Genomic DNA, 26,832 nt, shown 5'->3' on the forward strand with positions numbered 1-26,832 from the left:
ACGGCCGGGACGTGGCGAATTAACCAGCTGGGCCAACCGCTCGCGACCAGATCGTTCCCTGCGCAGATCATCGGCGACCCGTTTGACCGGCCCGGGACGACCTGAAACAACCATGCCGGGGAACCGGGGACAGTCCGACTGTTGAGCCACGAACTGCTGCGCGACCTGGGCCGTGCCGCGGTCCAACTCAACCGGACGCACCGTCGACGCGATGCCGCCCCTCCAGGCGCTCACGAGGTGACCCCTCGCACTCCGGCTCCGGTCGTCGGTGCTCCGCTTCGCTGGCCCCCGCCGTCGCCGTGCCCGCGCCGGCAATGCGCCCCGGCAGCCAGAGGTGCGCGGCTTCGCGCCGGCGAGGACCGCGGGCGAACGCGGTGCAGCCGCAAGGGCGGTCACGGGTTCGTACAGGGTCAGCCGGTTCCGCGGGCCGCGGCGAGCAGCCCGCGCCACCGGCCGATGTCCAGGTGAAGCCGGTGGGCGGGTTCCAGTGGTGTTCCGGGGCGGGCCGCGGCGATGTGGACGGCGTGGTCGATCGGGGTGATGGGCAGGGGCGCGGCGTCCAACAGGATCTGGGCCCGGTCGGCTGCGGCGTGGGCGATCTCGAGGAGGTCGCTGTGACAGGGCAGGCCCGCGGGCGCCGTGGGCAGGTCGTCGTGGAGCAGCGGGTGGCCGGCGGCCGGAGGGTGCTCCGGCAGGTGGGGGCCGTCGCCGAGTGGGGCGCGCCAGCGTGCGAGTGCGGCCGTGTAGGTCGTCACGGTGGCGGGCTCGGCGGGCCCTTCCGTCCGGGTCGGTGTCCGCAGGTGGGGGACGGGGTTCGAGGGAGGGGTCACGCGGCGGCCGCCAGGGAGATGAGTTCGAGGAGTTCCTCGGTGCTGAGCAGGGCCGGGTCGAAGGCGGTGCTGGGTGTGAGGGCGTCGAGGAGGCCGCGCTTGCGGGCGAGGAGCCTCTCGATCTTCTCCTCGATGGTGCCGGCGGTCTGCAGGTGGTGTACGTGCACGGTGTGCTTCTGGCCGGGGCGGTGGAGCCGGTCGACGGCCTGTGCGATCCGGGCGGGGTTGAAGTGGCTGTCCACCAGGACCGCGTGGTTGGCAGTGGTGAGGTCCAGGCCGGTTCCGCCCGACCCGTAGGTCACGATCAGCAGCCGGCTGTGCCGGTCGCGGAACCGGGTCAGGGCGACGTCGCGCTGACCGGGCGTCATGGCGCCGGTGTAGAGCAGCGGTCTGCAGTCCCAGGCGGCCGCGTGCCGCTTCATCACCATCGCCATCGTCGTGAACTCGGTGAACAGGACCATCGATGCCTCGGGCTCGCTGTCGAGGACCGTGGGCACCAGGTCGTCCAGCGCCGCCAGCTTGCAAGCCTCGCTGCTGGAACGGGCGCTGTCGTAGCCGGCCAGACCGGTGGCGACACGGTCCGAGGTCGCGGAGCCGATCTTCAGGTGCAGCGGGTGGTTGCAGATCTGACGGAGCTGGGTGATGAGCCGCAGCACCGCGGCCGAGCGTTCCCGGCCCGGCGCGCTGGCGATCACCTCCTTCGCGAGCCGGGTGGCCCGCGTGTAGAGGCCGACCTGGGTGGGGGTCAGGGCCAGGACGTGCCGGGAGGTGATCTTCTCCGGCAGGTCGAGCACCACCCGCGGGTCGACCTTGCGGCGGCGCAGCATCACCGCGCCCGTGACCCGGTTCAGCGCACGCTGGGTCTGCGGGTCGGGGTCCACCTTCTCCAGGCCCCCGAAGGCGCGCATGAACGCGGCCTGGGAGGCGAACAACGCGGGGTTGGTCCAGTTCAGTAGCGCCCACAGGTCCGCGAGCCGGTTCTCCATCGGGGTTCCGGTCAGGGCGAGGCGGGTGAGCGCCGGTACGGCGGTGAGTGCCCGGGCCCGCTGGGAGGCGGGGTTCTTCACGAACTGTGCCTCGTCCGCAACGACCAGGGAAAACGCCTGGCCGGCCAGCAAGACGCGGTCCTCCAGCAGGGTTCCGTAGCTGGTGACGACAACCTCGTCGGCGGCCAGGCCCTCCAGGGAGCGGTCCGGCCCGTGGTAGGCGCGGACCACGAGGGCGGGGGCGAACTCCGCGAGGTGCCGGACCCACGTCAGCACCATCGACGCCGGCGCGACCACCAGTACCGGCAGGCCCCTGGACTGCCCGGTGCGGATCCGGTGCAGGACCAACGCGATCGTCTGGACCGTCTTGCCCAGACCCATCTCGTCGGCGAGGATCGCCCCGAAGTGGCGCGTCACCGAGGCGAGCCAGGTCAGGCCAGCGCCCTGGTAGGGCCACAGCGTGCCGGCCAGGCCCGGCGGCGGAGCGATCGGGGTGTGCGCGGCGCCGGTCAGCAGGCCGGCGAGGTCGGCCAAGGCGCCGTCGGCGACCACGTCCGCGTGCTCGCCGTCCTCCAGCTCCACCGATCCCAGGAGCACCGCCTGCAGGGCCTCGCCGGCCGGCACACCCGCGCGCATCCGGCGGCCGTGGGCCCGCCCAGCTGTGACCTCGTCCACCAGGACCCACCGGTTGCGCAGCCACATCAGGGTGCCGGCCGCCGCGGCGATGCGCTCGCTCTCGGCCGGGGTGAGGGGGCTTCCGTCCAGGCGCAACTGCCAGCGGTAGTCGACGAGCTGATCCAGGGCAAGGCCCGCTTCGGGCGGCCCGGAGGCGACGACGGTGGTGCGCAGGCAGGCCGCCCACTGCTCGGGCCACACCACCTCCACGCCGGCGTGGCGCAGCACCCGGCCCAGATGACCGAGCAGGAGCGCGGCCTCCCCCGGGCTGACCCTCACCCGGTCGGCGGTTTCGCCGGCGCCGGCCAGCGGGGGCCACAGTGCCGCCGCCCTGCGCAGCGCCCGCCGGGCGCGCCGCACCGCGGGGTGCTGCGCGCCATGGCGCTCCGTCAGGTCAGGCAGCGCCACCAGGGCCGCGCCACGTTCGGCGGGCCGTAGGCGGATGGTCACCTGCAGGGAGTTGGCCGGCGCGTCTGGCCTTGGGGGCGGCATCACCTGCACGACGATCCCGGGCAGCGTGGTGGGGTCGGCCAGTTCCTCCAGGTCGTCGAGCCACCGCGCCGCGGCGCCGCGTACCGGGTGGCTGGTGCGGGCGGTCAGGGCGTTGTGTCCCCAGACCGGTGCGACGCCCGGGCCGCGGACGAGGGCATCGGTGAGCTCGCCCAGCACCAGGTCCGCTGTCGCGCGGGCGGACAGCATCCGTTCGCGGCCGCCGCCCAGGGCCGCGCTGTGCCCCCACGGCGGCAGGCCGGCCGCCAGCTGCTCCAACCGGGCGTGCTGTTCGTCGCCCAGTGGGCCGGGCCGCCACACCGCGGTGCCGTCGGCCCCGAGGCCGGGCCGGACCTGGCCGGCGGCCACCACCTGGCAGCCGAAGCGCAGGATCTCGCGCCACGCCGCGGCCGAGGCGTCCCATCCGGGATCAGGGGCGGCGGCCAGCAGGTGCTGGGCGGCGTCGACGACCGGGACCGCCGGTCCCGGCACGGCCAGGGCCCCGCGCTCGGACCACAGCCGCCAGCCCCCGCCGCCCCGGCCCGGCCTGGCCTTGGGTGCGGCGGCTTGGACCGTCACGAATCCGGGCTCCGAGCCGGGCGAGCCGTCGACGCCGACCACGCACAGACGCGCACCGGCGTGGACCGCCGCCAGCAGCCGCTCACCGCACGCCAGGTCGCCGTCGTTGTCAGGCGGCGGCGGCTCGAAGAGCGCGACCCAGTGCGGCCCTGGCTCCCCGGCGCCGCACCGCGCGGCATCCTGCGGTGCCAGCAGCCGCCAGCGCACCGCGGCCAGCAGGCCCGCGCACGCCTGTTCGCGATCGGGGCCCGCCGCCCACACCCTCCCGTCACCGAGGGCCGCTCGCGCCACGACCGCCTCCGGGCCTCCCGGGCCCTGCGCGAATTCGACCTCGCCGAGCACGCTCTCCTCGCGCAGGGCGGCCGCGGCCTGCCGTGCCCGGGACGCGTCCCGCTCCAGCACAGCCGGCGGCACCTGGCCCGCGAGCTCCTGCACCAGCAGCCACCGCGCGGCCAGTTCGGCGATCGGCTCGACCTCGGCGGACACCACGACCGCCATCTCCCGGGCGCCGACCCGGGTCTTCAGCTCCACCTGCCGACCGCCGCCAAGCGGCTTGGTCGTCCGGCGCTTGAGGGCGCCATGCCAGGGCTCCCCGGCCACGTCCTCCAGCCACTGTCCGGCGGCCTGCGCGGTCCCCGCCAGCGGGCCGAAACCACGTTCACCGGACAGCACCGCCAGCAGGGCCCGCGCGCACTGCTCGACGGCGAACTCCTTCTCGGTGCCGGGAGCCTGGACGCGCACCGTCTGGCCCTGTGCACGGGCGGACATCGTCGCCATGCACGGGCCGTCGCCCTCGACGGCCGTGTCCCAGTCGAGCAGCACGCCGGCCCGGGCCAGGTCCTCCACCAGCGGCAGAGACTCCTGCGGGGGTACCAGGTGCCACACCCGCAGCAGGTCCGCCCCCTTCTCCGTCGCCACGTCCAGCTTCGCGGCGGCAAGGAGTGCGGCGGCGTTCAGCGCGGCCTCCTCGGAGGGCTGGACCGGTCCCTCCACGAGCGGGCCGTTGCCGCCACCCGGCGCCTGTTGGATCCGCCCGACCCACAGCGGCTGTCCGTCGGCATCCCCCACCCGGTGGGCAGTCCCGCTCAGCTCGGCCCCACCATGGCTGACCGCCCGGCGCAGGCCCTCCCACTGGTAGTCCTGCCGGGCGGGCCCGGCGACGCGCAAGGTCGCGGCGGCCAAGTCCGCGCTGGCGGCGAGGATCTCGTTCTCGGGCGCGCCAGCCTCAACCAGCTGCGCGACCCGCTCCCGCCACTGATCGACCCGCCGTTCGGCGTCCGAACTCAACTGCTCGGTGACCGCCAACACGCGCTTCTGGTGGGCAAGTTCGGCGACCGAGTCCACTACGAACTGCTCGGCCTGCGCCGCGGCGGAGGCCAGAGGGAGCCGATTCCCCTTCGCCTGCCGGTACTTCCTGCCGCCCCCAGCGGCAGTCCCGGGCGGTTGCGCCCGGGCTGCCAGGTCCGACACCACGGCGTCGACCCGGGAGCCGTCCACCCACGCCACCAGGCCCTCGACGCCCGCCCAGCCTTCCACGGGAAGCGCCTGGCCGTGCGGCTCGGCCTGCGCCAGCGTCTCCAGCAACGCCAGCAACGCACGGTGCAGGGCACCCCGGGCGCCGGCTGCGACCCCGACCGGCCCGATCCAGCTCCAGCCCCGGCCGTGGAGCGCCAGCTGGCAGGCCTCCAAGCCCGGCTCGACACACGCGCTGCGCCGCGCCAGCGTCATCCCGGCCGCCCACGCGGCGCACTCCAGCGCCGTCCACGCGACCGCGAGGTCAGCGGCCAGCACCTTCCACGCGAGCGCCTCGGACTTCGCCAGCGTGTGCGGGCAGCAGATCACGGCCACCAGATCGCCGGGCGTGGTGTCGGGTTCCTGGAGCGAGCGCAGCACCCTCCTGTCCAGCCGGGCCAGGTCCGTCCCGGCGGGCAGAGCGCCGGGCCGAGCCAGCAGACCGGACATCCACGATGTGCTGATCCAGGGGAGGGCGTCGTCCGAGACCAGCCGGGCCAGCAGGCCGGCGGACCCGCCGACCAGGCCCGCCGTGGCTTCCTCGCTCTGCATCAGGGCGGCGATCCGGGGCGCGAAAGCCCGCAGAAGGCCCGGCGGAATGGCGGGGTGGTAGTACAGGATCAGCTCGCCGCGGTCCTCACCGTCCTCGAGCGATGCGTGATCGGCCGCCAGATACACGATGTCGGCCGGGCAATCGGTGGTGGCGTTGACCAGCACGCGCTGGCCGGTTGCCGTAGCACCCTCGTCGGCCAGCGCGGCGGTCGCGACCTCAGTGCACAGGCCCGGGGCGAGGATGGAGACGAGGGCCGCGTCGCTGTGCCCGGCCACCGCGAGTCGAAGGACGTCGCCGACGAGGCGGACCACGAGATGCGTGCCCGGATCGTTGCGCACGGCCGGCTCCACGAGGGCCTGCACGACTTGCCACTCACCGGGCTCAGCCGCACGGGCTTCCCGTGCACCCGGGAGCGCGGCAAACCGAAGCGCGTCGTTGACGACCGCCTCGAGGACCTGGTCGGGGGACTGGCACTTCGGGCAGATCACCGCCTTCAGCACGCCCCGCTTGAAGTCGCCGTTCCACTGGTCGCGATCGGCGGCGCGCTCGTACCCACGACCGCAGCTGGCGCAGCGCAACACGGTGGACGTCAATGGGGGCATGGCGACATCGTGCCCGACCCACGTGCGTCTCCGGATCAAAACCACCCGAACGCGTGGAGATCGCGCTTCACGTTGACACGCTCACCCGGCCCGGGATAAGTGCTCAACTGCGGGCAACGGCACGTGATGCGCGCTGGTGAACGTCGGCGGCCGCGCCCAACACACGGGTCGTCCGGGCACGGCAGGGGCACCACCTCGCCGGCCACCGCGCGGGCCCGGATGGCCCTGCCGCCGCCTGGGAAGCCCGTCGCCTCCCGGACCTCACCACTGTCGACGCACCCCGCGTGGCCCGCGACTGCCTGCCCTCCACGCCGTAGCCCGCACCCGGCGCGGTGGTGGTCATCGCGCCTTGGCTCACATGCTCAGTCCCACTCTGGTGGCCAGGGTCGTGCGGCACCAGCCGTCGGCGTGGGAAGTGGTCGGCCGGTGTCGAACCGGCCCCCAGGGGCCGCGTGTCCTCGAGGTCAACGCCCGGCTCGCGAGCGGACTGATCGGCTACCTCGTCCACCTGGCAACCGGGATCAACCTCGGAACGGTGGCCGCAGACATCGCCTGCGGGCGCGTCCCGCTGCTCGAGAGCAGCAACAGGGGTACGGCGGCAAGCAGGATGTTCCGCCCCGCCACCAGCGGCATCCTTGCCGAACGCAGGCTCCTTCCGGACAGCCCGCGGCCGTGGCTTCGGCGGCTGCTGTGGCTCAGGGACGCGGGCGACCCCGTCGCGGCCAACCGGCTGCTCACCACCCAGCGATCCGGCGCGGTCGGCTTCGCCGTCGTCACCGCACCCACTTCGGCCGAGGCCCGCGGCCATCTCGACGGCCTGGAGCGAAACGTCATCATCGCCGCTCGCAGTGCGCGGTCCCGAACCTGACGCTGCGCCATGCACCACGTCTCTCCCCGGATCCAGGAGCACGATGCCGCCCGCACCCCGCCGCCAGACGGCACTCCCGCCCGCCCGCTCCCGCCGGTCACCGATCGGCCCGCCACTGACCTGGCAGAACCTGTTCCTCGTACCCCACTACACCGACCCCGAGCTGCGCCGCGTGATCGCGGAGGAACAGCTCGACGCACCACCTCCGCGTCGGCCCTATGGCCGGGCGTAGGCGTTGTCGTGCTTCCCGCCGATCGCGGCGGCGCCCCGGCACGGGGCGGCGAACTGCCTGCCACCGCGCACCGCCCTGGCGCAACAGCGCAGGAGGCCAGCCGGCAACCCGCGCCGCACGCACTGTGTCGTGCGTGCGTCCGATCTGGTTGAACGGCTGGCCGTGCGTGATCCGGTGTGCAGCGATCGCGAAGTTGCCGGCGGGATCGGAGGGCACGGCGGTCCCGGTGTAGTGGCCGACCAAGCCGTGGTCGAGGACTGTCCTCCTGTCGGTGCCCTCGATGATCGGAACCGTGAGGCCGATCTTGGGTGCGTGAAGGATCGCGAAGCCCTCACCGGGTGTGACTCACCCGGCGGGACACCGGGCCGGATGCCGACATGGGGTGGGACTGGTTCCCACCGGGGAGACGAGGTCCAAGGATCGTCCTTCCAGCTCAGCTTCAACGTGGCGTGCGCATCAAGTTGGTGAGGTGGGTGGGCGGTGCGGTCGCCATTCCCACGTGGGGGCTCGCGGCCCGGAGATTGTCGGGCGTCCCGCGGCCCACCCACCTCGTCCCATCCTCGGACGGGCGGGCTGACGGTCAGCCGTAGCGTGGCTCGCCCAGTACGTGTCGGCGGATCGTGTGGGCGCTGACGCCGAGGGCCCGGCCCACTGCGGCAAGGGTGCTGCCGGGCAGCTGTAGAAGGTTCCAAGCCTGGACGATCTCGTCGTCGCCGAGTGGTGGTCGTCGGCCCAGAGCGGCTGCCTCGCCGGGGGCGTAGCCGAACGCGCTGGCGTCGTCGTAGCGGGTCTGGGTGGTCATGCAGTGGTAGAGGCACAGGGTCAGCTTCCTCCCGAGTTTGCGCAGGGCGGTGGCGTGGGCGTCGCCGGCCTCGCGCCGCTTGCGATAGTAGGCCTGCGCCCCCGGGGAGTGCATGCTCCAGGAGAACGCGGCCAGGTGCAGCGTGGAGCGAAGCAAAATGGACGAGGCGCGGCGCAGCGAGACGCGGGTGGTGACGCCGGAGGCCCAGGTGACTGGTGAGACGCCGGCGTAGGCGGCCAGTGCGCGGCCGTTTTCGAAGCGGGCGGCGGGGCGGTCGCCGATTTCGGCGAGGAGTTGGGCGCCGAGGATGCTGCCGATGCCGGGGATGCCGGCGGTGATGTGGTGGTGCTGCTGGCGGGCGTAGTGCTCGGCGCTGTGTACTTCGAGGCGGGCGGCGCGGTCGACGGCGGCGGCGAGGGTGGCGGTCAGGTCTGCGATGCGGATGGCCTCGGCGTCCTCGAGTAGGGGGTCCAGCAGCATGGCGGGCCGGGCGAAGTGGAGGTGCAGGCGTTCGGCCTCGAGTTCGGTGCCGCGGGTGCGGCCCGCGCCGCGCAGCAGGTCGGCCAGGTCAGCGCGGGTGAGCCGGCTGGCTGCTCGGGGGCCGGGCGCCGAGAGGAGGACGGCGAGGGCCTGCGGGCTGCCCAGGCCGCCGCGGGTGGCGGGCCAGGCGGTGATCGCGGCTGGCCAGGACCGGGACAGGGCGGCGCGCAGTGCGTGAGCGGCTGCCATGCGGTCGCTCACGGCCGCCCGGTGGGCGTGGGTGACCACCCGCAGTGCCTGCGACTGCGGGGTGCTGTCGACGACGGGCCAGGCGACGCCCCGGCGGACCAGGTCGGCGATCATTCGGGCGTCCGCGCGGTCGGACTTGGGGATGCCCAGGGCCGTGCGGTGTCGGGCCGCCTTGGTCGGGTCGACATGGACGACCCGCATGCCCGTGGCGGAGAGGGCCCGGGTGAAGGGCAGGCCGACTTCCTCGATCCCGGTGACGGCGGATCTCCAGCGGCGGTCCAGCGGCTTGAGGAGTGCCAGGTAGGCGGCGACGGGGTCGGAGGTGGTGGCGTAGACGATGCGTTGCTCGAGCAGCAGCTGGCCGGCCTTGTCGAGCACGGCGATGTCGAGCCACCGATCCGCCCAGTCGATGCCCGCGAACAGCATGTTCGATCACCCTTTCCCCCAGTGGTATTAAAAAATACCATCAAGATCGGCAGGGTCTGCCCGCCGGGGCGCGGGAGAATGGGGCAGGTCAGTGAGTCCGAAGATCACAGCAGCGGGGTGCGAGTCGATGCCATGGGCGGTGGTCCCTCGGGCGCACCTCGCGCCCGGCGGCGTCTGGCCGCACGGCCCCCTGGCACCCGACGCGCCGGCCGGCGCCTACCTCGGGCAGGCCGTCGCACTGGCCCTCGGCGCAGCCATGGAGCGACGCGACCTGGGCGCCCGCGCGCTCGCGCAACTGGCGGGCCAGGGCATGACGCACCCCACGATCCTGGCCATCCTCTCCGGCGACCGGCTGCCGGCCGCCCACACCCTGCTGCTGCTCGAGATGGTCCTGCGGACCCCGCTGTACCCGAGGACCCTGTACACCGACCTCGCCGACGGACGGCACTCCTGACGACCGCAGTGGACATCGGTGGACACTCGTACCGAACCCTGCTGCTATGACGCCCCAGCGGCCGAAACCGAGGAAACGTCCGGCCAGCCAGTGCACGTCGTCGTCGTTCAGGTCCACCACGGGCTACCGCCTGAGCGCGGCGCAGACGGCCTGCTGGGGCATCTCGGCGTCGTCGGCAATCTCGTTCTTCGCCCGCCCGTGCCGGTCCGGGAGCTTGAGCAGCGCGGCGCGAGCCAGCCCCTTGCGGGCGGCAGTGGTGGGCACTGCCCCAGGCGGTGCAGGCTCCGTCGACCACCGCGCAGGGGCAGGATCGGGCGCCATGGCAGGACGTCGGCCGGCCCTCAGGAGCCTGCCGGGGACGCGGTCGGCCAGCGGTCGACCCGGACCACGATGCGCCTCCCCCTCGCACCCATCAGTGCTTGGGCGCGGTGCTGCCCGTTGACGTAGCCGCCGTCCTCGTCGGGTCGGATGGCGATTGCCAGGTCGAACAAGCTCTTCAACGCCTGGCGCTGCCATGGGCTGGCGCCCGTGAGGTGGGCCTGGCGGGCGGCGTAGGTGGCCACTTCCCGGGCGGGGATCTCCTCGCGGCGGGCCCGGTCCAGCACGGTGAGCGAGAGGGCGCTGACGGCGTGCCAGTTGCCCGCGTGGTACCAGCAGCAGGAGAGGACCCGGCGGGTGGGCAGTGCCTGGCGCAGCTGCCGGCGCCACCGCGGGGTGCCGGTGGGCATGCAGGCGGGCTGGCGGAATGGGAGCGGGCGGGGCAGGCGGTGTACCGGCCAGACCTCGAAGTGCGGCTCGGGCTCGGCCGGCGGGCTCCTGGGCACGTACCGGCTTCCGCGGCCGGGGTCGACCGGTCGGCCCACCAGGTGCTCGCGCTGGTTGTCAGTCAGCGTGTGAGTGCGCGGGCGGCGCAGTTGGTAGGGCTCGGCCTCGGCGAACGTGACCAGCTCCCACACCTCCTCGTGGCGGCCGGCGAAGCGCCCGGTCCACAGCTGGCGGTGTACCCACAGCGGCGGCTGGTCTTCGTCGGAGCAGTGGCGTTGCCAGGCCGCGGCGGCGTAGCACTCGACGGCATTCGTCAGACTCAGGCCGTCCTGGAGGCCCTGGGTGACCACGGCGACCGGGCGCAGCCTGGGGGCCGTGAAGAGCTGCAGGCGCAGCGACGGCGAGTCGGGGCCCAGGTCAGGTCCGGGGTGGAACATGTGGTCGTCCACCCGTAGTTCGCGTGGTGCGGCCAGGAGCAGCGCGGCGGCCAGGTGGCCGGGGATGGCGCGCGGGTGTGCGGGGTCGGCGGGGGTGAGGTCGTCGTCCATGTGCTGATCGTGCCGCACCACAGCGCCTGGCGCCCTGGGATTCAGAGGGGGTCAACGGGCGCTTCGGGCGGGCCGGTTGGCCGGCCCGCCCGGACGGCGGCGCGATGCTCGGGTGTGGTGGGCGAGGCCGGAGTCGAACCGGCACAGCGATGCGGGGGTCGAACCTACACGGGTGCTCGCGCCCGCTCCCGTACAGCGAACTTCACGAACATGGGGGTCGCCGCCTCACCACACCGGGAACATGGGCAGCTACGAGGATGAAGTCCGGAAGGTGCTGAACAATGAGAATGAGATCGGCGTGGTCGTCCACTGCACCGTGACCCCGGAGTGCGACGGGACAAGGGTGGTTCCGACGCAATTCCACATGCAGGCCACCAAGTACACGCCCGGCGTCGGAGCGGTGAAACTCTTCGACAAATACGTCCCCAACGACATCTTCAGCCTGAAGGATCAGCAGTGGCACAACATGGGCAAGGACGCCCCGACCGAATGGGAACCGTAGAAATGAGTGACGGACAGAGCCGGGTGCCTGCCGTGGTAGCGGACCTCGCGAAGGAACTGACGGTCATCGGGCCGACCCGCGGCGACGTCATCGACTGGAACGCAGCCGAGGCGGTGTACGGTCGACCCTTCCCGGCCGACTACCGGGCCTTCGTGGCACTGATCGGCCACGGTTCGATCGAGGAGATGGTGGAAATCCGCATGCCCGCCGTCGCTTCTGAAGATTCGTGCCAGAACAAGGTGTCACCGCTCGCACCTCACGCGCTCGCCGACGCGACCACGAACAACTGGGCTGCTCCCGTCCAAGCCGGGGAGTACCGCCTGGAAGACCTGCTCATCTGGGGAGAGACGACCGCGGCCGACACCTTCGCCTGGATTGCCGCAGGCTCGGATCCCGACCGGTGGCCGGTCGTGGTGTACTCGCGCTTCGAACTCGCCTGGTCCGTGTACCCGGGCGGAATGGCCGAATTTCTGCTCCGGCTGCTGCGCGACGGGTTCGAGGAATGGCCGATCAGCGATACCTCCCTCCGAGGTGTCACCCGGCCGCGATTCCTGCATGACCAGGACGAGGAAGCCGCGTGGGAGTCGGGGACCAACCCTTGGGAATGACTGACGGCGTGTCCGCCGCCCCGGTGCCTTCGGGTGCCGGGGGCGGCCCGCGGCGTGCGGGCCACGACCCGGCAGCTCCCATGAGGCGGTGAAGTTCTTGTCGATGAGCAGTTGCAGGACGTTGACGTGGAAGTCGGAGAAGTCCATCGGGACGAGGCCGTAGCGGGCGGGCCGGGCGGTGCGGGCGGCCAGGTAGGGGTAGACGGACTGGTCCATCAGGTCTGTTCGGCGGTCTTGGGTCAGAAGCCGTCGGCGTAGCTGAGGAAGTTGACGTACATCTGCGGGAAGCCGGGGTCGGCGGTCGCGGCGTCGAACTGCCGGGTGATCACCCGGCCCTTGACCTGCAGCGGGAACAGCTGGTCGGCCTGCCAGAGGTCCTGGGTGCGGAAGTACTGGTTGGTGCCGCAGGGCCGGCCCCACAGCGCGTCGATGGCGAGTTTGGCCCGCATGTGATTCAGCCGGTGATCTTGTCGATCTTCCCAGCTTCACCGCTTACTCCCCGGGCTGTGGCCGGGACTGACCCGCGGTGTGCGCGAACAAATCTCGAAATGACGCTGTGCTCACTAGGTGCTACATTATGTTACGTGTCTGTCAAATTTCAGCCTCTCGCGATCAGCTCTGCTCGCTCGGACTTCCTGTGACCACCGACACGCCCCGTACCCGCCGTTGCGGCAGGGGCTTGGCGTGATCGATTTCCTGGTCAGGAACATCTTCAAGCCGCACCCGGAGCTGCTGGTCTTCGTCGTCGTCGCGCTCGGCTTCCTGATCGGGAAGATCCACTACAAGACGATCGCGCTGGGCGCGGTCACCGGGTGCCTGGTGATGGGTCTGCTGCTCGGCGCCCAACTGAAAGTCCCGGTCGACGGCACGGTGAAGGACCTGTTCTTCATCATGTTCCTGTTCGCACTGGGCTACAAAGTGGGCCCGCAGTTCTTCCGAGGGCTGAGAAAGGACGGACTGCCCCAGGTTCTCAACGCGGTCATCGTCTGCGTCACCGGACTGCTGGTCGCCTGGGGCTTCTCAGTGTTGCTGGGCTACGGCCCCGGGCTCACTGCCGGTCTCATGAGTGGCTCACTCACCCAGTCAGCCGCCATCGGTGTCGCCCAGTCCGCGATCGGCACCCTGCCCGGCCTCAGTGCCGGTGATGCGAAGACCCAGGAGAACCTGGTCGCGGTTGGCTACGCGGTCACCTACCCGCTCGGCACCATCCTGTGCGCGATGCTGCTCGCCAACGTGCTGCCCAAGCTCTACCGCAAGGACCTTGCGGCCGAGAGTGCCGCGCTGGCCAAGGAGATGGACGCTCCCGGAACTGACCCCGATCTCGGCGAGGGCTACTACGAGGTCGTGCTGCGCGCCTACAAGGTGCAACACCACGACCTCGTGGGGCGCACCATCAAGGACGTCGAGAACCAGCAGAAGGCCCTGGGGCGCAGGATTTACCTCACCCGGGTGCGCCGGGACAGCAGGATTCTCGACCACGACCAGCAGACCGTGTTGCAAGCCGGTGACGTTGTCGCGGTCAGCGCCATCAGAGGCGACCTGGTCGCCTACGATGCCGTGGCCCGCATCGGCGGCGAGGCCGACGACGTCGAACTGCTCGGCTACCAGACCGAGACCCTGCATGTCGTTGTCTCCGAGAAGGCCCATATCGGCCGGACCATCTTGGACCTGCGCCGTGAGCCGTTGATGGTCGGGGTGTTCATCGACAAGCTCTATCGGGCCGGTTCCCAGTTCCCCTACCGGCTCTCGACGAAGCTGGACCGTGGCGACACGATTGTCCTCACGGGTCCCAAGCGGCTGGTGCGCCCGGCCGGTTCGGCCATCGGCAAGCCGGTCCCCACCTCGTTCGCCACCGACATGATCTGGGTCGGCCTCGGTATCTTCGTCGGCGGGTGCATCGGTATCCCCGCACTCACCGTCAGTGGCGTCCCGGTCTCGTTCTCCACGTCCGGCGGCGCACTGATCATGGGTCTGGTCTTCGGCTGGATCCGCGGTAAGTACCCGACGTTCGGCAACGTCCCGCCCGGAGCCCAGTGGTTCATGGACACTCTCGGGCTCTGCATGTTCGTCGCGATCGTCGGCATCAACGCGGGCCCCAGTTTCACCAGCGGACTGTCCACGGCCGGCTGGGGCCTGCTCGTCCTCGGTGCGGCCACCACGGTGATCCCGCTGCTCGTCGGCTTCGGTTTCGGCCACTACGTCCAGAAGATCCGCTTTCCGGTCCTGATGGGCGTACTGGCTGGCGATCAGACCACGACCGCCGCGATCGGTGCCCTCAACGAGACAGCCAAGTCCCAGATCCCCACGCTCGGTTACACCATCCCCTATGCCGTCGGCAACGTCCTGTTGACGATCTGGGGCGCCGTCATCGTCCTGCTCCACCACTGACCCTCGTGCCACCAGGAGCCCCCGTGCCCAAGTCCACCGTCAGCCGCGAGGAGATGAAGCGGCTCTCCTCCCTGAGCCCGTTCGAGCTCAAGGCGGAGTTCATCGAACTGGCCCAGCGGTCGGCCGCCGACCAGTCCGGCCAGCAGGTCAAGTTGACGCGGACGATGCTCAACGCCGGTCGCGGCAACCCGAACTGGGTCGCCACCGGACCCCGCGAGGCCTACCACGCGCTCGGCTACTTCGCGCTGGAGGAGTCGCGCAGGGTGTGGACAGCAGACGATCTGGGCGGCATGCCGGAACAGGCCGGGTCGGCAGCACGCTTCGAGAAGTTCGTCCGGACGCACGCCGATCTCCCGGGCATCGACATGCTCAAGTCGAGCGTCGACCTTGCGATCACCCGCTTCGGCTTCGAACCGGACGCGTTTCTCCACGAGTTGACCGACTCGTCGATCGCGGACACCTACCCCGGACCCGGCCGGATCCTCGTTCATGCCGAACGGATCATCCGCGGCTACATCCACGACGAACTGTTCGCCGGGGACCCGCCCGCCGACAACCTCAGCCTCTTCGCGACCGAGGGCGGCACGGCGGCGATGTGCTATATCTTCGACTCGCTGCTCAAGAACGGGATCCTGCGCAAGGGCGACAAGGTCGCGCTCATGGTCCCCGAGTTCACGCCGTACCTGGAGATCCCGGAACTTGACACCTACGACTTCGAGGTGGTCCGGGTGGAGGCGAACATGTTCGCTGAGACCGGCGTACGCGAATGGCGCTACCCGACCGAGGAGATCGCCAAGCTGGAGGACCCGGCCGTCAAGATGGTCTGCCTGGTCAACCCGAGCAACCCGCCGTCACTGGCCCTGTCGCAGCGGGTCACCGACCAGATCAAGCAGATTGTCGCAGGACCCAACCCGAACCTCATCATCGTCACCGACGACGTCTACGGCACCTTCGTCGACGGCTTTCGCTCCATCGCCGCCGACCTCCCGCGCAACAGCCTGCTGGTGTACTCGTACTCCAAGCACTACGGGGCCACCGGCTGGAGGCTCGGGGTCATCGGGCTCCACGACGACAACGTCATCGACGAGCTTCTCGCCGCGCAGCCGAGGGAGCAGAAGGATCGGCTGAACAAGCGCTACGGCACCCTCTCGCTGGAACCGGAGAAGATCAAGTTCATCGACCGTCTCGTCGCGGACTCCCGCCAGGTCGCGCTCAACCACACGGCGGGGGTCTCGCTGCCGCAGCAGGTGGTGATGACGCTCTTCTCGCTCTTCGACATGCAGCCGGAGGGTCAGGCCTACAAGGAGCGGCTCCGTGCCATCGTGCAGTGCAGGCTTCAGCTCCTGCTCGAAGGTGCCCAGATGAAGATCGCCGACGATCCGAAGCGAGCCGCCTACTACATCGAACTCGACCTGCTGGCCGAGGCGGAACGCACGGAGGGCCGTGAGTTCGCGGAGTTCCTCCAGAAGAACTACGAGCCTGTCGACCCGCTGTTCCGCCTCGCTGAGCAGACCTCGGTGGTGCTGTTGAACGGCGGCGGCTTCGACGGCCCCGAATGGTCCGTGCGGGCCTCGCTCGCCAACCTGAACGACCTCGACTACCTGAAGATCGGCCACCACCTGCGCGCGATCTTCAACGACTACATCGCCGCATGGAAGGAGTCCACAGGATCCTGACCCCGTCGAGTCGTTCCCATGACAGGGCTCCTGCCCACCGCAGCGCGGTGGGCAGGAGCCCTGTCGCTGTCCGCCGCCGAGGCCGGCAACCGGCTCACTCGCTCGGGCGGGGCCGCGCCGGCGCGAGCCGCAGTCCGCCGACCGTGCTCGCCAGCGCGGCGGTGTCCGTCCCTACCCGGGCCCTGGACCTGCTGTTTGGGCCTCGCCGGCACGCTGCCAACGGGCTCGGAAGTGAGCAGGCTCGTCACGGTCACGCCGTCGCCGCCCTGGCGCAGAACCACGACTGGCAGATCGGCCGTTCGCGGCGCGCTCCGCCTGGCCGCCCGCAGGAGCCACTGCCCGCCGCTCGCCGGCAGGCTCCTCGGGCCTTCGCGGAACTGCTCCACCGGGCGGCGCGTGCGGAGACCCGCACCATCACCGCGTTGACGGCGGTCCGCACCGCGGCCCCGAGCGCCGCCCGGGCGACCGAGTGCCCGGACCGATGGTCGCGTTCTGCACGGCAGCGGACAGCAGCTGACGACGACCGGGTCGCCTTCTGGCCGTATGGAATCCCTGAATCCAGCATGTCGCGCGCGCCACATCCCCAAGCGCGGCACACCCGCGCTGCTGGGCAAGACCGCACGCCGTACGCCGGAGGATTTCCGGGGTCCGAGCGGGGCTGTAGGGTGAGAAATCTAAACGCTTGTACAGTTTTGGAGTTCCGCATGCCCGCCCGAACCACCGCACCTCCCAGGACCGCCCCCGTCCGCGGCGGCCCCCACCTGGGCCTGGCCCTGTTCGTCATCGCCTCGGCCCAGCTGATGGTGGTGCTCGACGGCACCATCACCAACATCGCCCTGCCCAGCCTCAAATCCGACCTGGACATTTCCGCCTCCGGGCTGGCCTGGGTGGTCAACTCCTACGTCCTCGCCTTCGGTGGGCTACTGCTCCTGGGTGGCCGCGCCGGTGATCTCTTCGGGCGTCGGCGGGTCTTCCGGACAGGCATCGCGGTCTTCACCCTGGCCTCGCTGCTCGGCGGCTTCGCCAGCAGCTCGGAGGTCCTCATCGCAGCGCGCGTACTGCAGGGTGTCGGGGCCGCGATCGCCGCACCGACGGCGCTCTCCCTGATAGCCACGACGTTCCCCGAGGGGGCCGCGCGCAACAAGGCGATGGGCGTGTACGCCGGTATGTCCGGCATAGGTGCCACGATCGGGCTGCTGCTCGGTGGGATCCTCACCGAGTACCTGGACTGGCGTTGGGTCTTCTTCGTCAACGTCCCCATCGGGATCACCGTCCTGGTCGGCACCAAGGTCCTCGACGGCGGCAGCCGGATGCGCGGTCGGCTCGACCTGCCCGGCGCGGTCACCGGCACCGCGGGACTGGTCTCGCTCGTGTACGCGATCACCCGCGGTGGTGACCACGGCTGGACCGAAGCCGGCACGCTCGTCTTCTTCGCCGCCGCCGTCGTTCTGCTGGCCGTGTTCGTGGTCCTGCAGGGCCGGGTGAGTGCCCCCATGCTTCCCCTGCGTCTACTCAAGGACCGCAACCGGGCCGGCTCGTACGTCACGATGCTGTTCATCGGGGCGGGCATGTTCTCGATGTTCTACTTCCTGTCCCTGTACCTGCAGCAGGTGCTCGGCTACAGCCCGCTCAAAACCGGTCTGGCCTACATCCCGTTCAGCATCGGCATGGGTGCGGCCACCGGCGCGGGCTCGAAGCTCGTCGCCAGGTTCGCCCCGCGCGCGCTCACCGTGCCCGGTCTGGTGCTGGCCGGGACGGGGCTGCTGTGGCTGAGCCGACTGACCCCCGACTCGTCCTACCTCACCCACCTGATGCCCGCGATGTTCGTCACCGCGGTGGGACTGGGCACCGGATTCCTGCCGATGACCCTCGGCGCGGTCTCGCGTGTCGCCCACGACGACGCCGGCATCGCCTCGGCGCTGCTGAACACGGCGCAGCAGATCGGCGGCGCGCTGGGCCTCGCCGTCCTGTCGACCATCTCCACGACCACAGCCGACGCCCGGTTGAAGGACGCGGACGGTGCCTTCTACCACGGGCTGGCCACCCATGACCTCGCCCTGGTCTCACGTGCTGCCGACGCCCTGACCCACGGATACACCGCGGCGTTCGTCGGCGCGGCGGTCCTCATGGTCGCAGCGCTCGCGGTGGTGGGTTTCGCGGTCAACGCGCCACGCCCCCGGCCCGACCAGGCGAAGACCCCCGCACATCTGGGCTGAGCCTGTCATCGCGGGCGGGACGGCTCCGTTGGCTCCGTTCCGCCCGCGTACGATCATCTCGGCCGTCACGTGAGAGGAAACGCAGATGTCGCAGACCGTGCGCAAGGGTGAGCGGACCCGAAGTCGCATCCTGGAGGCGGCCCGCGTGGTCTTCGCCCGCCACGGCTACGAGCGCGCCACGATTCGCGCGATCGCCGCCGAGGCCGACTGCGACAAGTCCTCGGTCATCCAGTACTTCGGCACGAAGCAGCAGCTCTTCCGCGAAGCCGTGGACTGGCAGGTGGATCTCGGTGAACTCGCCGCCGAGGACCCCCGGCGTCAGGGCGAGTCGTACCTGCGGAGCATGCTCGCCGATTTCACGGATCACCCCGACGTGCCGATGATCGCGCTGCTGCGGGCCGCGATGACCAGTGAGGACGCGGCCCAACTGCTGCGCGAGAAGGTGACCGCCGGGTCGATCGATCCGGTGGCGGCAACCCTGGAGGGCCCGGACGTCAGGCTGCGCGCGGCGCTGATCGGTGCCGTGATGTTCGGCGTCACCGTCCAGCGGGAGCTGCTGCGACTGCCCGATCTGGCCGCTGCCGACCTGGAGGACGTCCTCCGGCTGGCCGCACCCCTGGTGCAGCAGTTGTTGGACACGCCTCACGGTGCGCCCACGGGCGACCTGTGATCTCGTGGCAGGGGGGCTTCCGACGTAGAGAAGCAGGAGCAGTCATGCGGACACCGACCGTACCCGAGGGTTACGAGGACTTTCCCGTGGTTGTCGCCGCGGCCAGCCCCGGTGAACACCATCGGCTGGTGCGCATCGGCGGGCGCTGGCAGCCGATCTCCGGTCCGCGGCAGTTCGAGGATGTGGTCCTCGGCGTCTACCCGGATCTCGACCTCGATGATCCAGGGCAGGTCCACTGGGTGGTGGACAAGGGGATCTGGCCGGAGCCCGCGGCCCGACCCCACCAGGTGACCGATCACAAGGGCCGGCACCACAACGAGGGGCACCACCCCCTCGAAGTGGACGAGCATCGGCATGCCAAGGACTGAGCCAAGCCCAGTCGCCGTTGTTGAACCGCTGCTGGATGATGTCGCCTTCGGCGGACTGAAGCGTGAGTCGCCGCTGGGCAGTTGATCCAAGGCGTAGATGCGCTGGGGGAATTCAACGTCGCCGAGAGAGCCGGCCCACTGCAGGTTGTGAAGTCGCAGCGCGTCGAAGATGCGCCGTCGAGTGACCTCGGTGATCCGGTTTGGTGCGAGTGTCCGGGGGAGGGGCTGTTGTGGTGGCGAGTGACTGGCGCCAGTCAGCATCTGGCTTCGTCAGTAGGGGGCGGACGGCGATCTGGTTGACCGCAGTTCGCTGGTTCTGATCGCGGACCTCGACCAGCGTGGGCAGGACGTGTGCCAAGACGTCGTCTTCAAGCGCTGGGCAATCTACGTCTTCGACGTAGAACACGGCGGCCCAGAAGTAGCCGTGGCAGGTGGACTCTGTGACATCGCCGTCGTCGGTCTGCGTGAAGTCCAGTCGGCGCACCGCGCGGAGGAGAGCGACTGTGTCGAGGTCGCCGCGTGCGGAGGAGAGCGCTGCGGTTTGGGCCAGGATCCGCTCACCGTCACCCAGCTCGTCCATGACCGTTCCCCCCCTTTGCTGAACCGACCAAGCACGTTGTTGGCCGGCAGCGCATTGTGCCAAGCCGCCCGCATGCCAGGTCGGGCTCTTGCAGCTCGCCGTGCCAGGGAGACGGCCGGGTGCCCGGTGAGGTGGCGCGGGACAGGGCGGTCGCCCCAGATGTGGATCGCACGGCGCCCGTTGGCACTGGTGCCACTGGTGGACTTGGTTCGGAGTCCCGGGTGAACGCCACGCCGCCAGACCCTTCGTGGCTGGGGCGTGCAGACGTAGTGGGGCCCCAAAATCGTAACTGAGACCAGAAGATGAGACCAGAGACGACGAAGGACCCGACCGCAGTGCGGTCGGGTCCTTCGTTTGCCATGGTTGGCGGGTGAGGAGGATACGAGATTCGAACTCGTGCGGGGTTGCCCCAATACGCTTTCCAACTGTTCGTCCGGCTGTCCGGGCGAGGCCGCAGGCATCCTGACCTGCGGCGCGGTGACCCTCTGGCTGACCTCTGAACGGTACTGGACGGGGGTGAACGCAACCAGAACTGCAACCAGGATGATGGCCGTCAGGCGGCCCGCAGCGCGGTGGTCGGGGCCATGCGGACGGCGCACAGTGCGGGGTAGAGGCCCGCGATCGTGCCAACCGCGACGGCCATGACCGGTCCGGCAGCGGCCCAGACGACGGGAACGACGGCGGGCCAGCCCTGGGTGGCGCGTATCCGTAGACGGCTCCGGCGACGGCTTGGACGGCGGCGACGCGATCGGGGTGGACGCGTAGGTAGACGGTGGCGGGGGTGCCGGCGCCGCCGAGGTGCGCGTCGGCCTGCGGGCCGCCTACGAGTGCGGTGTCGTCGATCTCGGGGACAAGTTCGTTGGGTTGGAGGATGCCGAGGACCTCGTGCCACTGCCCGGGTACGCCTTTGCCGGCCATCCAGACGCGTTCGCCGGGGGCGGTGACACCGAGACGTTTCGCGGCGGCGTCGCCGAGGACGGTGACGGGAAGCCGTTCGGCGGCCTGGTCGAGCCAGCGTCCGGCACGGAGTCGGCCCCGCAGCGCGTCGAGGAGGTCGAGGCGGGCGGACAGGACGGTGAGGCTGTTGGTCTGCCCGGGTGGCACGAGGTCGTTGCGGTAGACGCTGGTCTTCCTCCAAGTCCAGCGCCTTCTGCCAGCGCTTGACCGCGACCGCGGTCGCGCCGGTGAACTTGTCGTCCACCTTGAGGTCCAGCCCCTTGGCGTAGCCGAGGTCGACCAGGTTCTGTTCGAGTTGCCGGACGTCGGCGCCGGCGGTCTCGCCGACCGCGGCGCCGGCCGTCTGCACGGCGCGTTCCACCAGCAGGGCGCAGGTCAGCCAGCCTAGGGTGCGGGCGGGTGCGGAGTAGTACAGCGTGCCCCCCGCGAGCAGCGGTACCCCGCACCACCCGGCCCAGCCGCCGAGCTGTTCCGGTGCCGGCGGTGCGCTCGGCCGCAGGTGGACTGTGTCGGTGGTGACCAGGATGCCGAGCGCGAGCAGCATCAGGACATTGACGGCCCCGGCCAGTCGGGCGACCCCTGACAGTACGTCACCCACGGCCAGCTCGATCGCCCCCATCGTCAGGGCCGCGCCGGGGAGGAAGGCGATGAGCGGCGGGATGAAGATGTTCTCCGGCGCCTCGTGCAGCAGGGGACCGGCGAAGTACTGGGCCAGTGCCGTGACCAGCACGGCCGCGGCCACCGGGACGACGGGGCCGGTGGCCGGCCAGTACCGCGAGGTCAGCAGTCGCAGCAGGCCCACGGTCGCGCCCAGTACCGCGTAGCCGGCCATCGCCGTCGTGGTGGCGTGCAGCATCGCCCCGAGCCCGAGCGTCAGCAGCGCGTACCCGAGTACCGAGGCGGCCGAGCTGAAGCGTTCCGGCATGGACCTCTCGTGCTCCAGGGCCACGCGGGCCTCGTCGAAGGACACGGGCTCGTGGCGAAGTCGCACTATCAGGTCCTGGAGCGACTGGACCTGGTCGAGTCTCAGATCGCCGCCGGACACGGGAGCGAAGTCGATCTCACCGTCCGCCTCCTTGGAAGCCTGGTCGACCTGGACCAACAGGCCGGTGGGCACGATGAAGCTTGGGACGCGCATATCGTAGCGGGCCCCGACGTCACGCAGGTCGGCCTCGACGTCGGCAGTGCGCCCCCCGGCGCGCAGCAGCTCCGCGCCGAGAGCGTTGAGGAGCGACGCCGGCTCGCGGGTCCACTGCTGGTCGGTGCCCTGAGCCCCGGGAACGGTGATGGTGGTGCCCACCGGGGGTTTGGTATGGCGGGCGGCATACCGCTTCAGACGGTGCCAGGTGCCGCTCGTTCACTCCTGGGCATGGCACTCCTCATTGCACCTCGAGCGTGCGATACCGCCATAGGTAGCCGGTCGGCCCGGTGCGCTACTCCGAGCCGACGAAAGATTCACCCGCCCGGCATGTGTAGGGCAGCGACGCACTCCGAGTGGGGTCTGATGCGGAGATGATCACTACTGCGTGTGAGAGGGGCCCTGGCGATGAGTCTGCTGCGTGAGAACGCGGTGCTGGCCGTGTTCACCTGCGTGACCCTGGGCTACCTGATCGGGATGCTCCGGATCGGCCCGATCCAGCTCGGGGGCATCTGCGGCACCCTGATCGTGTCGATGCTGATCGGGGCGCAGAACGTCAGCGTCAACGCGGACGTGAAGAACGTCGCGTTCGCGCTGTTCATCTTCTCTCTCGGCTACATGGCGGGCCCCCAGTTCTTCGCGAACCTCAACATCAAGGGGCTGCGCTTCGCGGTCCTGTCGGTGATGGAGGCCCTGGTCGTGGTGCTCATGGCCATCGGCATCGCCAAGAGCGCGGACCTGGACGTCGGCACCGCGTCGGGAATCCTGGCCGGTGCTGCCACCGAGTCCGCGGTGGTCGGCACCGCGCAGGAGGCGATCGGCAAACTCCCCGGCATCACCGCGGCGCAGTCCAGCGAGCTGCAGGCGCACGTGGCGACCGCGTACTCGGTCTGCTATCTCTTCGGGCTGATCAGCATCGTCCTGCTGACCAGCCAGTTCTTCCCGATGCTGATGCGGATCAACCTGGCGGACGCCTGCCGGGAGCTGTGGGAGAAGATGCGTGGCGCCGGAGCGGGACTGGAGGCCGGCGAGACCGCGGCTCTGCCCGGCCTGGTCGGTCGCACCTATCTGGTCTCCCAGGGAGAGGGCAGCAGCATCGACGAACTGGAGACCGCCGTCAGCCAGCGTGCGTCCGTCGAAGGCGTCAGGCGCGGAAGCGAGATGCTGGAGGTGTCGGGCACGTTGCGACTGCAGCGCGGTGACCATGTCCTGGTCGTCGGGCGGCGCCAGGCGGTCATCGACACCGGCCACGACCTGGGCCCCGAGACCCCGGGAGTCCCCGGTCTGGACAGCCCGCTGAAGGTACGCCAGGTGGTGATCACCGACAAGCGGGTCAACGGTCAGACCGTCGACGCCGTACGCACCAGTCGGCCCCGGGTCACCGAGGGCGTCTACCTGACCGGCATTCAGCGCGTGGACCAGGACATCCCGGCCGTCGGTTCGACCGAACTGCACCAGGGCGACACAATCACCATTGTCGGCACCGGCTCCAAGGTCGAGCGCTTCACCAAGATGATCGGCGCGAAAGTCCGTGCCGACAGCGCCGACTGGATCTACATCGGCCTGGGCATCTGCCTCGGCGTCCTGCTCGGGATGATCACCGTCAAGCTCGGCAGTGCCAACCTGGCACTGGGAACCGGTGGCGGCTGTCTCATCGCCGGCCTGATCTTCGGTTGGCTCCGCGCCCAGCGCCCCACCTTCGGCGCCTACCCGCCGGTGGCGGCACAGACCATGAAGGACCTCGGCCTGACCATCTTCATCGCGGTGACCGGTATGGCCGCGGGCCCCGACGCGGGCCCGCTGCTCAAGCAGTACCCGCTGCTGCTGCCGCTGTCCGGCATCGCCATGGTCCTCGTGCCGGCGTTCCTGGGGCTGTTCATCGGCCGCAAGGTCCTCAGGATCGAGAAACCGATCCTGATCGGTGCGATCGCCGGCCAGCAGTGCTCCACACCCGCCATCACCGCGATCGGCAACGTCGCCAAGTCCAGTGTCCCCATGCTCGGCTACACCATCACCTACACCATCTCCAACTTCCTGCTCCCACTCACCGGACCCGTCTTCGTCGGCGTGATCGGTCTCAAACCCTGACCTCTAGTGCGGAGGCCCCGGTCCCACGGACCCGGGCCGCCCGCCTTCCCGCCGGTCACTTACCGGTCAGCAGACTGATCGCGAAGGCCAGGATGACAGCGTTGTAGAAGAAGCCGATCACGCTGTGGACAGTGACGTGCCAGCGGAACAGGCGGCTGGTCACATTGACGTCCGAAACCGCGAAGGTGGTACCCAGAGTGAAGGAGAAGTACAGGAACTCGACGGCCGCCGGCCAACTCTCCCGGGGGAAGTCGAGACCTGCCTCCTGCTCGGGGACGGTGTAGTACAGGGCCTGGTAGTAGCGGGCGTAACCCGCGTGGAGCAGCATCCACCCGCAGACCATGGTGACCACGCCCAGGACTTTCACGAACACGCTTTCTGTGGCGTTCCCTTGGAAGAGCGCCACCCCCAGGGCGGCGGACAGGCCCATCAGGCTGGCGATGACGGTGAGGGCGAATCCCAGCCGACGTTCCCCGAGGGTGCGGAGCCACACCGGTTCGGTGGCTTTGACCTCGGCCGAGGTCCGGTTGCGTTCGCGCCTGCAGACCATGGCGCCCATGGTGAGGTAGCCGACGGCCAGCACGTCCCACAGCAGCAGTACGCCGAACAGATTCCTGGGATCGCCGATGTAGAGCATGAAGCCCAGTCCAATCAGTGCCAGGGCGAGTTCGACCAGACGGCTCACCAACCGGACCGCGAGCGTTCGACGGGTTGACGGTGAGACCCGGGCATCTGCGCTCACAGCGGCCGTACTTCCGTTCGCTCCGTGCCCGTGGTTCGAGGGTGTCCCCGGCGTTGATCAAGCCAGCCTGGCACAGGCACGGTCGGAGGCCTCGGAGGGCGGGTTGCAGCCCGCCGAAACCGACCGAGGGTTCACCCTCTCGGTCCATGACGGGCGCACGATGCGTCCCAACAGGGTCGGCTGGCGCGGTCCGGAGCTTGCTGGAGCCGATCTTCGAGGCGGAGTTCTTGGGGGACTCCACCAGTCCCTCGGGACGCTCGACGCTGGAGGTTCTGGTGTCCCCTGCTCATGAATCCTCTCTCGCACCGTCTGCTGCATACGATGCGGCTCCACCCGGCCATGGGGATTCCGGACCTGCGTAGGGGAGGTTCCACCTGGGCGGACCCTCGTGGAGAGTGACAGCCAGAGAAGGAGGATGGGTGCTCTCCATGGAATCGAGGGAGGTGGCAGGGGCCATAGCCCGACTGCTTGGGTGGTCCCCCGGGACTAGTACTGCAATCACAGTTATGGGGTGTGGCCTCGGCATTTGTAGTGACTGAGGCGGGCCCGGGTCTGACTGCGTCACGCCCCGGGACATGGCGTACGAGACCGTCGCCGCCATCTCCAAGGTCGAACTGCTCGCCGCGTTCGGTGTCCCGGAGTCCCAGCTCGGCAACGCCTCGGGCAGGACGTTCGACAACGCCCGCGCCGAGAAGACGACGTTCTGGGAGATCACCATGCCGCCGCACCTGCGGTTGATGGCCGACGCCTTTCAGGACGACGCCGGGGATGACAACGAGGTCTACTTCGACACCTCCGACGTGGACGTGCTGCGCGAGCCCCGCACCAAGCGCCTGTCCGAAGCCCGGGAGGAAGTCGCCGCAGGCGTCCGCTCGGTCCGCTCCTACGCCGAACTCGCCGGGTACGCCGACGAGATCGACGATACGCCAGCGACCCGGGCCCTGTGGCTGGCCTCCGGCCGCACCGCCCTGCCCGCCCGCGCCGCCGACGCCACGGCCCCCGACACCACGGCACCGCCCCCGGCGCCGGCCGCAGGCAAGGCCCTGACGCCCACCGCCGACCTCGTTCTGGACGACACCGCGGCCGACTCCCTCCGAGGCCGCCTGGACGACGCCCTTCAGACGCTCGCAACCCGCTGGACGGAACGCACCATCGCCCGACTCAACTCCCCCCGGCACCGAAAGGGCACCCGGCACTGGGACAACCGCGGCGACACCGCCGCCCGTACCGGCGTCAAGGACCTGCCCGTCCACCAGGTGATCGACGTCGCGACCTGGCAGCAGGAGGCCGCCCAGGCCCTCCAGCCCCTCATCGAACAGGCCGCCACCACGGCCGCGACCGAGTTGCACGCCGCCCTCGGTTCGACCAGCACCGCCACCGTCGCCGTCTGGCCCACGATCGCCCCGCTGCTCACCACATGGCTCGCCAAGCAGGCCCACGCCCTCGCCGACGACGTGGCCGGCGCCGACCTGGAGGGCAAGAGCCTGGCGGGCATCGCCGAGGCCACCCGCGACTGGGGCCGCTCCCTCGCGAGCTGGGCGAGCGTCAAGGCGAACCACCTCGCCACCGCCACCGTCGGGAGCGCCCGCGACCAGGCCGCCGCCAGCGCCCGCACCGGCCTGGTCCGTCGCTGGGTCGCCCACGACGACGGCCGCACCAGGCCCGACCACGACGCGGCCGACGGCCAGACCCAGCCCTACGGCCAGCCCTTCACCATCGGCGACGACCTGCTGCGCCACCCTGGTGACACCACAGCCCTGCCCGGACAGTCCGTCAACTGTCGCTGCCGTCTGGCCTGGCGACTCGAACGCTGACCATCCGCCCCAGGCGCAGGACCGCGAGCACCCCG

At 70.4% G+C, this 26,832-nt stretch carries 21 protein-coding genes and 1 pseudogene; 11 read left to right on the plus strand and 11 right to left on the minus strand.

Annotated features, from left to right (window positions below; genetic code table 11):
- Positions 1 to 410: 410 nt before the first annotated feature.
- Positions 411 to 755 carry a hypothetical protein gene (locus tag ACIQVZ_RS33405; RefSeq protein WP_402455181.1) on the minus strand — a complete coding sequence of 115 codons (345 nt, stop codon included), beginning with the start codon at positions 753 to 755 and terminating at the stop codon, positions 411 to 413.
- A 71-nt stretch (positions 756 to 826) separates the two neighbouring features.
- Positions 827 to 6,226 carry an SNF2-related protein gene (locus tag ACIQVZ_RS33410; protein ID WP_402455184.1) on the minus strand — a complete coding sequence of 1,800 codons (5,400 nt, stop codon included), beginning with the start codon at positions 6,224 to 6,226 and terminating at the stop codon, positions 827 to 829.
- Positions 6,227 to 6,614: 388 nt separating this feature from the next.
- Here ACIQVZ_RS33410 and ACIQVZ_RS33415 point away from each other — a divergent pair, with 388 nt between their 5' ends.
- Together ACIQVZ_RS33415 and ACIQVZ_RS33420 are read left to right on the plus strand one after the other, a co-directional pair.
- Entirely contained in the window at positions 6,615 to 7,094 is a 480-nt protein-coding gene (locus tag ACIQVZ_RS33415; protein WP_402455186.1) for a hypothetical protein, read from the plus strand.
- Positions 7,095 to 7,137: 43 nt separating this feature from the next.
- Entirely contained in the window at positions 7,138 to 7,326 is a 189-nt protein-coding gene (locus ACIQVZ_RS33420) for a hypothetical protein (RefSeq protein WP_402455188.1), read from the plus strand.
- A 144-nt stretch (positions 7,327 to 7,470) separates the two neighbouring features.
- On the opposite strand, the pseudogene ACIQVZ_RS33425 reads toward ACIQVZ_RS33420, so the two are convergent.
- Both ACIQVZ_RS33425 and ACIQVZ_RS33430 read right to left on the minus strand, forming a co-directional pair.
- A pseudogene (locus tag ACIQVZ_RS33425) lies at positions 7,471 to 7,647 on the minus strand (sortase domain-bontaining protein); the annotation flags it as partial.
- 259 nt (positions 7,648 to 7,906) lie between these two features.
- A complete protein-coding gene (locus ACIQVZ_RS33430) occupies positions 7,907 to 9,283 on the minus strand; it encodes an IS110 family transposase (RefSeq protein WP_402455189.1) in 1,377 nt (458 codons plus the stop codon).
- 127 nt (positions 9,284 to 9,410) lie between these two features.
- On the opposite strand from ACIQVZ_RS33430, the gene ACIQVZ_RS33435 reads away from it, so the two are divergent.
- Entirely contained in the window at positions 9,411 to 9,737 is a 327-nt protein-coding gene (locus ACIQVZ_RS33435) for a hypothetical protein (RefSeq protein WP_402455191.1), read from the plus strand.
- 123 nt (positions 9,738 to 9,860) lie between these two features.
- Here the strand turns inward: ACIQVZ_RS33435 and ACIQVZ_RS33440 are convergent, their stop codons facing one another.
- Positions 9,861 to 10,001, minus strand: coding sequence for a hypothetical protein (locus ACIQVZ_RS33440; RefSeq protein ID WP_402455193.1), 141 nt, complete (start codon positions 9,999 to 10,001; stop codon positions 9,861 to 9,863).
- A gap of 77 nt (positions 10,002 to 10,078) precedes the next feature.
- Entirely contained in the window at positions 10,079 to 11,050 is a 972-nt protein-coding gene (locus tag ACIQVZ_RS33445) for a hypothetical protein (protein WP_402455196.1), read from the minus strand.
- A 241-nt stretch (positions 11,051 to 11,291) separates the two neighbouring features.
- Here ACIQVZ_RS33445 and ACIQVZ_RS33450 point away from each other — a divergent pair, with 241 nt between their 5' ends.
- Together ACIQVZ_RS33450 and ACIQVZ_RS33455 are read left to right on the plus strand one after the other, a co-directional pair.
- Positions 11,292 to 11,552, plus strand: coding sequence for a hypothetical protein (locus tag ACIQVZ_RS33450; RefSeq protein WP_402455198.1), 261 nt, complete (start codon positions 11,292 to 11,294; stop codon positions 11,550 to 11,552).
- A 2-nt stretch (positions 11,553 to 11,554) separates the two neighbouring features.
- Positions 11,555 to 12,160 (plus strand): hypothetical protein, encoded by a 606-nt coding sequence (locus tag ACIQVZ_RS33455; protein WP_402455201.1) that lies wholly within the window; start codon positions 11,555 to 11,557, stop codon positions 12,158 to 12,160.
- A gap of 239 nt (positions 12,161 to 12,399) precedes the next feature.
- On the opposite strand, the gene ACIQVZ_RS33460 is transcribed toward ACIQVZ_RS33455, so the two are convergent.
- Positions 12,400 to 12,609 carry a hypothetical protein gene (locus tag ACIQVZ_RS33460; protein WP_402455204.1) on the minus strand — a complete coding sequence of 70 codons (210 nt, stop codon included), beginning with the start codon at positions 12,607 to 12,609 and terminating at the stop codon, positions 12,400 to 12,402.
- Between the two features lie 235 nt (positions 12,610 to 12,844).
- Between ACIQVZ_RS33460 and aspT (ACIQVZ_RS33465) the strand changes: the two genes are divergently transcribed.
- The 4 genes from aspT (ACIQVZ_RS33465) (at position 12,845) to ACIQVZ_RS33480 (ending at position 19,110) form a co-directional block, all read left to right on the plus strand.
- The gene (aspT, locus tag ACIQVZ_RS33465; RefSeq protein WP_402455206.1) at positions 12,845 to 14,548 is read left to right on the plus strand and encodes an aspartate-alanine antiporter; all 1,704 of its coding nucleotides are present in this window, start codon (positions 12,845 to 12,847) and stop codon (positions 14,546 to 14,548) included.
- A 23-nt stretch (positions 14,549 to 14,571) separates the two neighbouring features.
- The gene (locus tag ACIQVZ_RS33470) at positions 14,572 to 16,224 is read left to right on the plus strand and encodes a bifunctional aspartate transaminase/aspartate 4-decarboxylase (protein WP_402455209.1); all 1,653 of its coding nucleotides are present in this window, start codon (positions 14,572 to 14,574) and stop codon (positions 16,222 to 16,224) included.
- A 704-nt stretch (positions 16,225 to 16,928) separates the two neighbouring features.
- Positions 16,929 to 18,440 (plus strand): MFS transporter, encoded by a 1,512-nt coding sequence (locus tag ACIQVZ_RS33475; protein WP_402455210.1) that lies wholly within the window; start codon positions 16,929 to 16,931, stop codon positions 18,438 to 18,440.
- A gap of 85 nt (positions 18,441 to 18,525) precedes the next feature.
- Positions 18,526 to 19,110 (plus strand): TetR family transcriptional regulator, encoded by a 585-nt coding sequence (locus ACIQVZ_RS33480; RefSeq protein WP_402455213.1) that lies wholly within the window; start codon positions 18,526 to 18,528, stop codon positions 19,108 to 19,110.
- On the opposite strand, the gene ACIQVZ_RS33485 is transcribed toward ACIQVZ_RS33480, so the two are convergent.
- From ACIQVZ_RS33485 to ACIQVZ_RS33495, 3 genes are all read right to left on the minus strand, one after another.
- Positions 19,083 to 19,673 (minus strand): hypothetical protein, encoded by a 591-nt coding sequence (locus tag ACIQVZ_RS33485; protein ID WP_402455281.1) that lies wholly within the window; start codon positions 19,671 to 19,673, stop codon positions 19,083 to 19,085. The genes ACIQVZ_RS33480 and ACIQVZ_RS33485 overlap by 28 nt on opposite strands.
- Entirely contained in the window at positions 19,591 to 20,058 is a 468-nt protein-coding gene (locus tag ACIQVZ_RS33490; RefSeq protein ID WP_402455285.1) for a hypothetical protein, read from the minus strand. Before ACIQVZ_RS33490 ends, ACIQVZ_RS33485 begins: the two co-directional genes overlap by 83 nt.
- Before the next feature lie 553 nt (positions 20,059 to 20,611).
- Positions 20,612 to 22,315: a threonine/serine exporter family protein gene (locus tag ACIQVZ_RS33495; RefSeq protein ID WP_402455215.1), complete on the minus strand. Its 1,704-nt coding sequence runs from the start codon at positions 22,313 to 22,315 to the stop codon at positions 20,612 to 20,614.
- Between the two features lie 246 nt (positions 22,316 to 22,561).
- On the opposite strand from ACIQVZ_RS33495, the gene aspT (ACIQVZ_RS33500) reads away from it, so the two are divergent.
- Entirely contained in the window at positions 22,562 to 24,241 is a 1,680-nt protein-coding gene (gene aspT, locus ACIQVZ_RS33500; protein ID WP_402455217.1) for an aspartate-alanine antiporter, read from the plus strand.
- A 55-nt stretch (positions 24,242 to 24,296) separates the two neighbouring features.
- Here the strand turns inward: aspT (ACIQVZ_RS33500) and ACIQVZ_RS33505 are convergent, their stop codons facing one another.
- Entirely contained in the window at positions 24,297 to 24,926 is a 630-nt protein-coding gene (locus ACIQVZ_RS33505; RefSeq protein WP_402455220.1) for a DUF1345 domain-containing protein, read from the minus strand.
- Positions 24,927 to 25,558: 632 nt separating this feature from the next.
- Here ACIQVZ_RS33505 and ACIQVZ_RS33510 point away from each other — a divergent pair.
- On the plus strand, positions 25,559 to 26,797 hold the full coding sequence (locus ACIQVZ_RS33510; RefSeq protein WP_402455223.1) for a phage minor head protein: 1,239 nt from the start codon (positions 25,559 to 25,561) through the stop codon (positions 26,795 to 26,797).
- Positions 26,798 to 26,832 lie beyond the last annotated feature (35 nt).

This window comes from Kitasatospora sp. NPDC098663, assembly GCF_044760075.1.
GTDB lineage: Bacteria > Actinomycetota > Actinomycetes > Streptomycetales > Streptomycetaceae > Kitasatospora.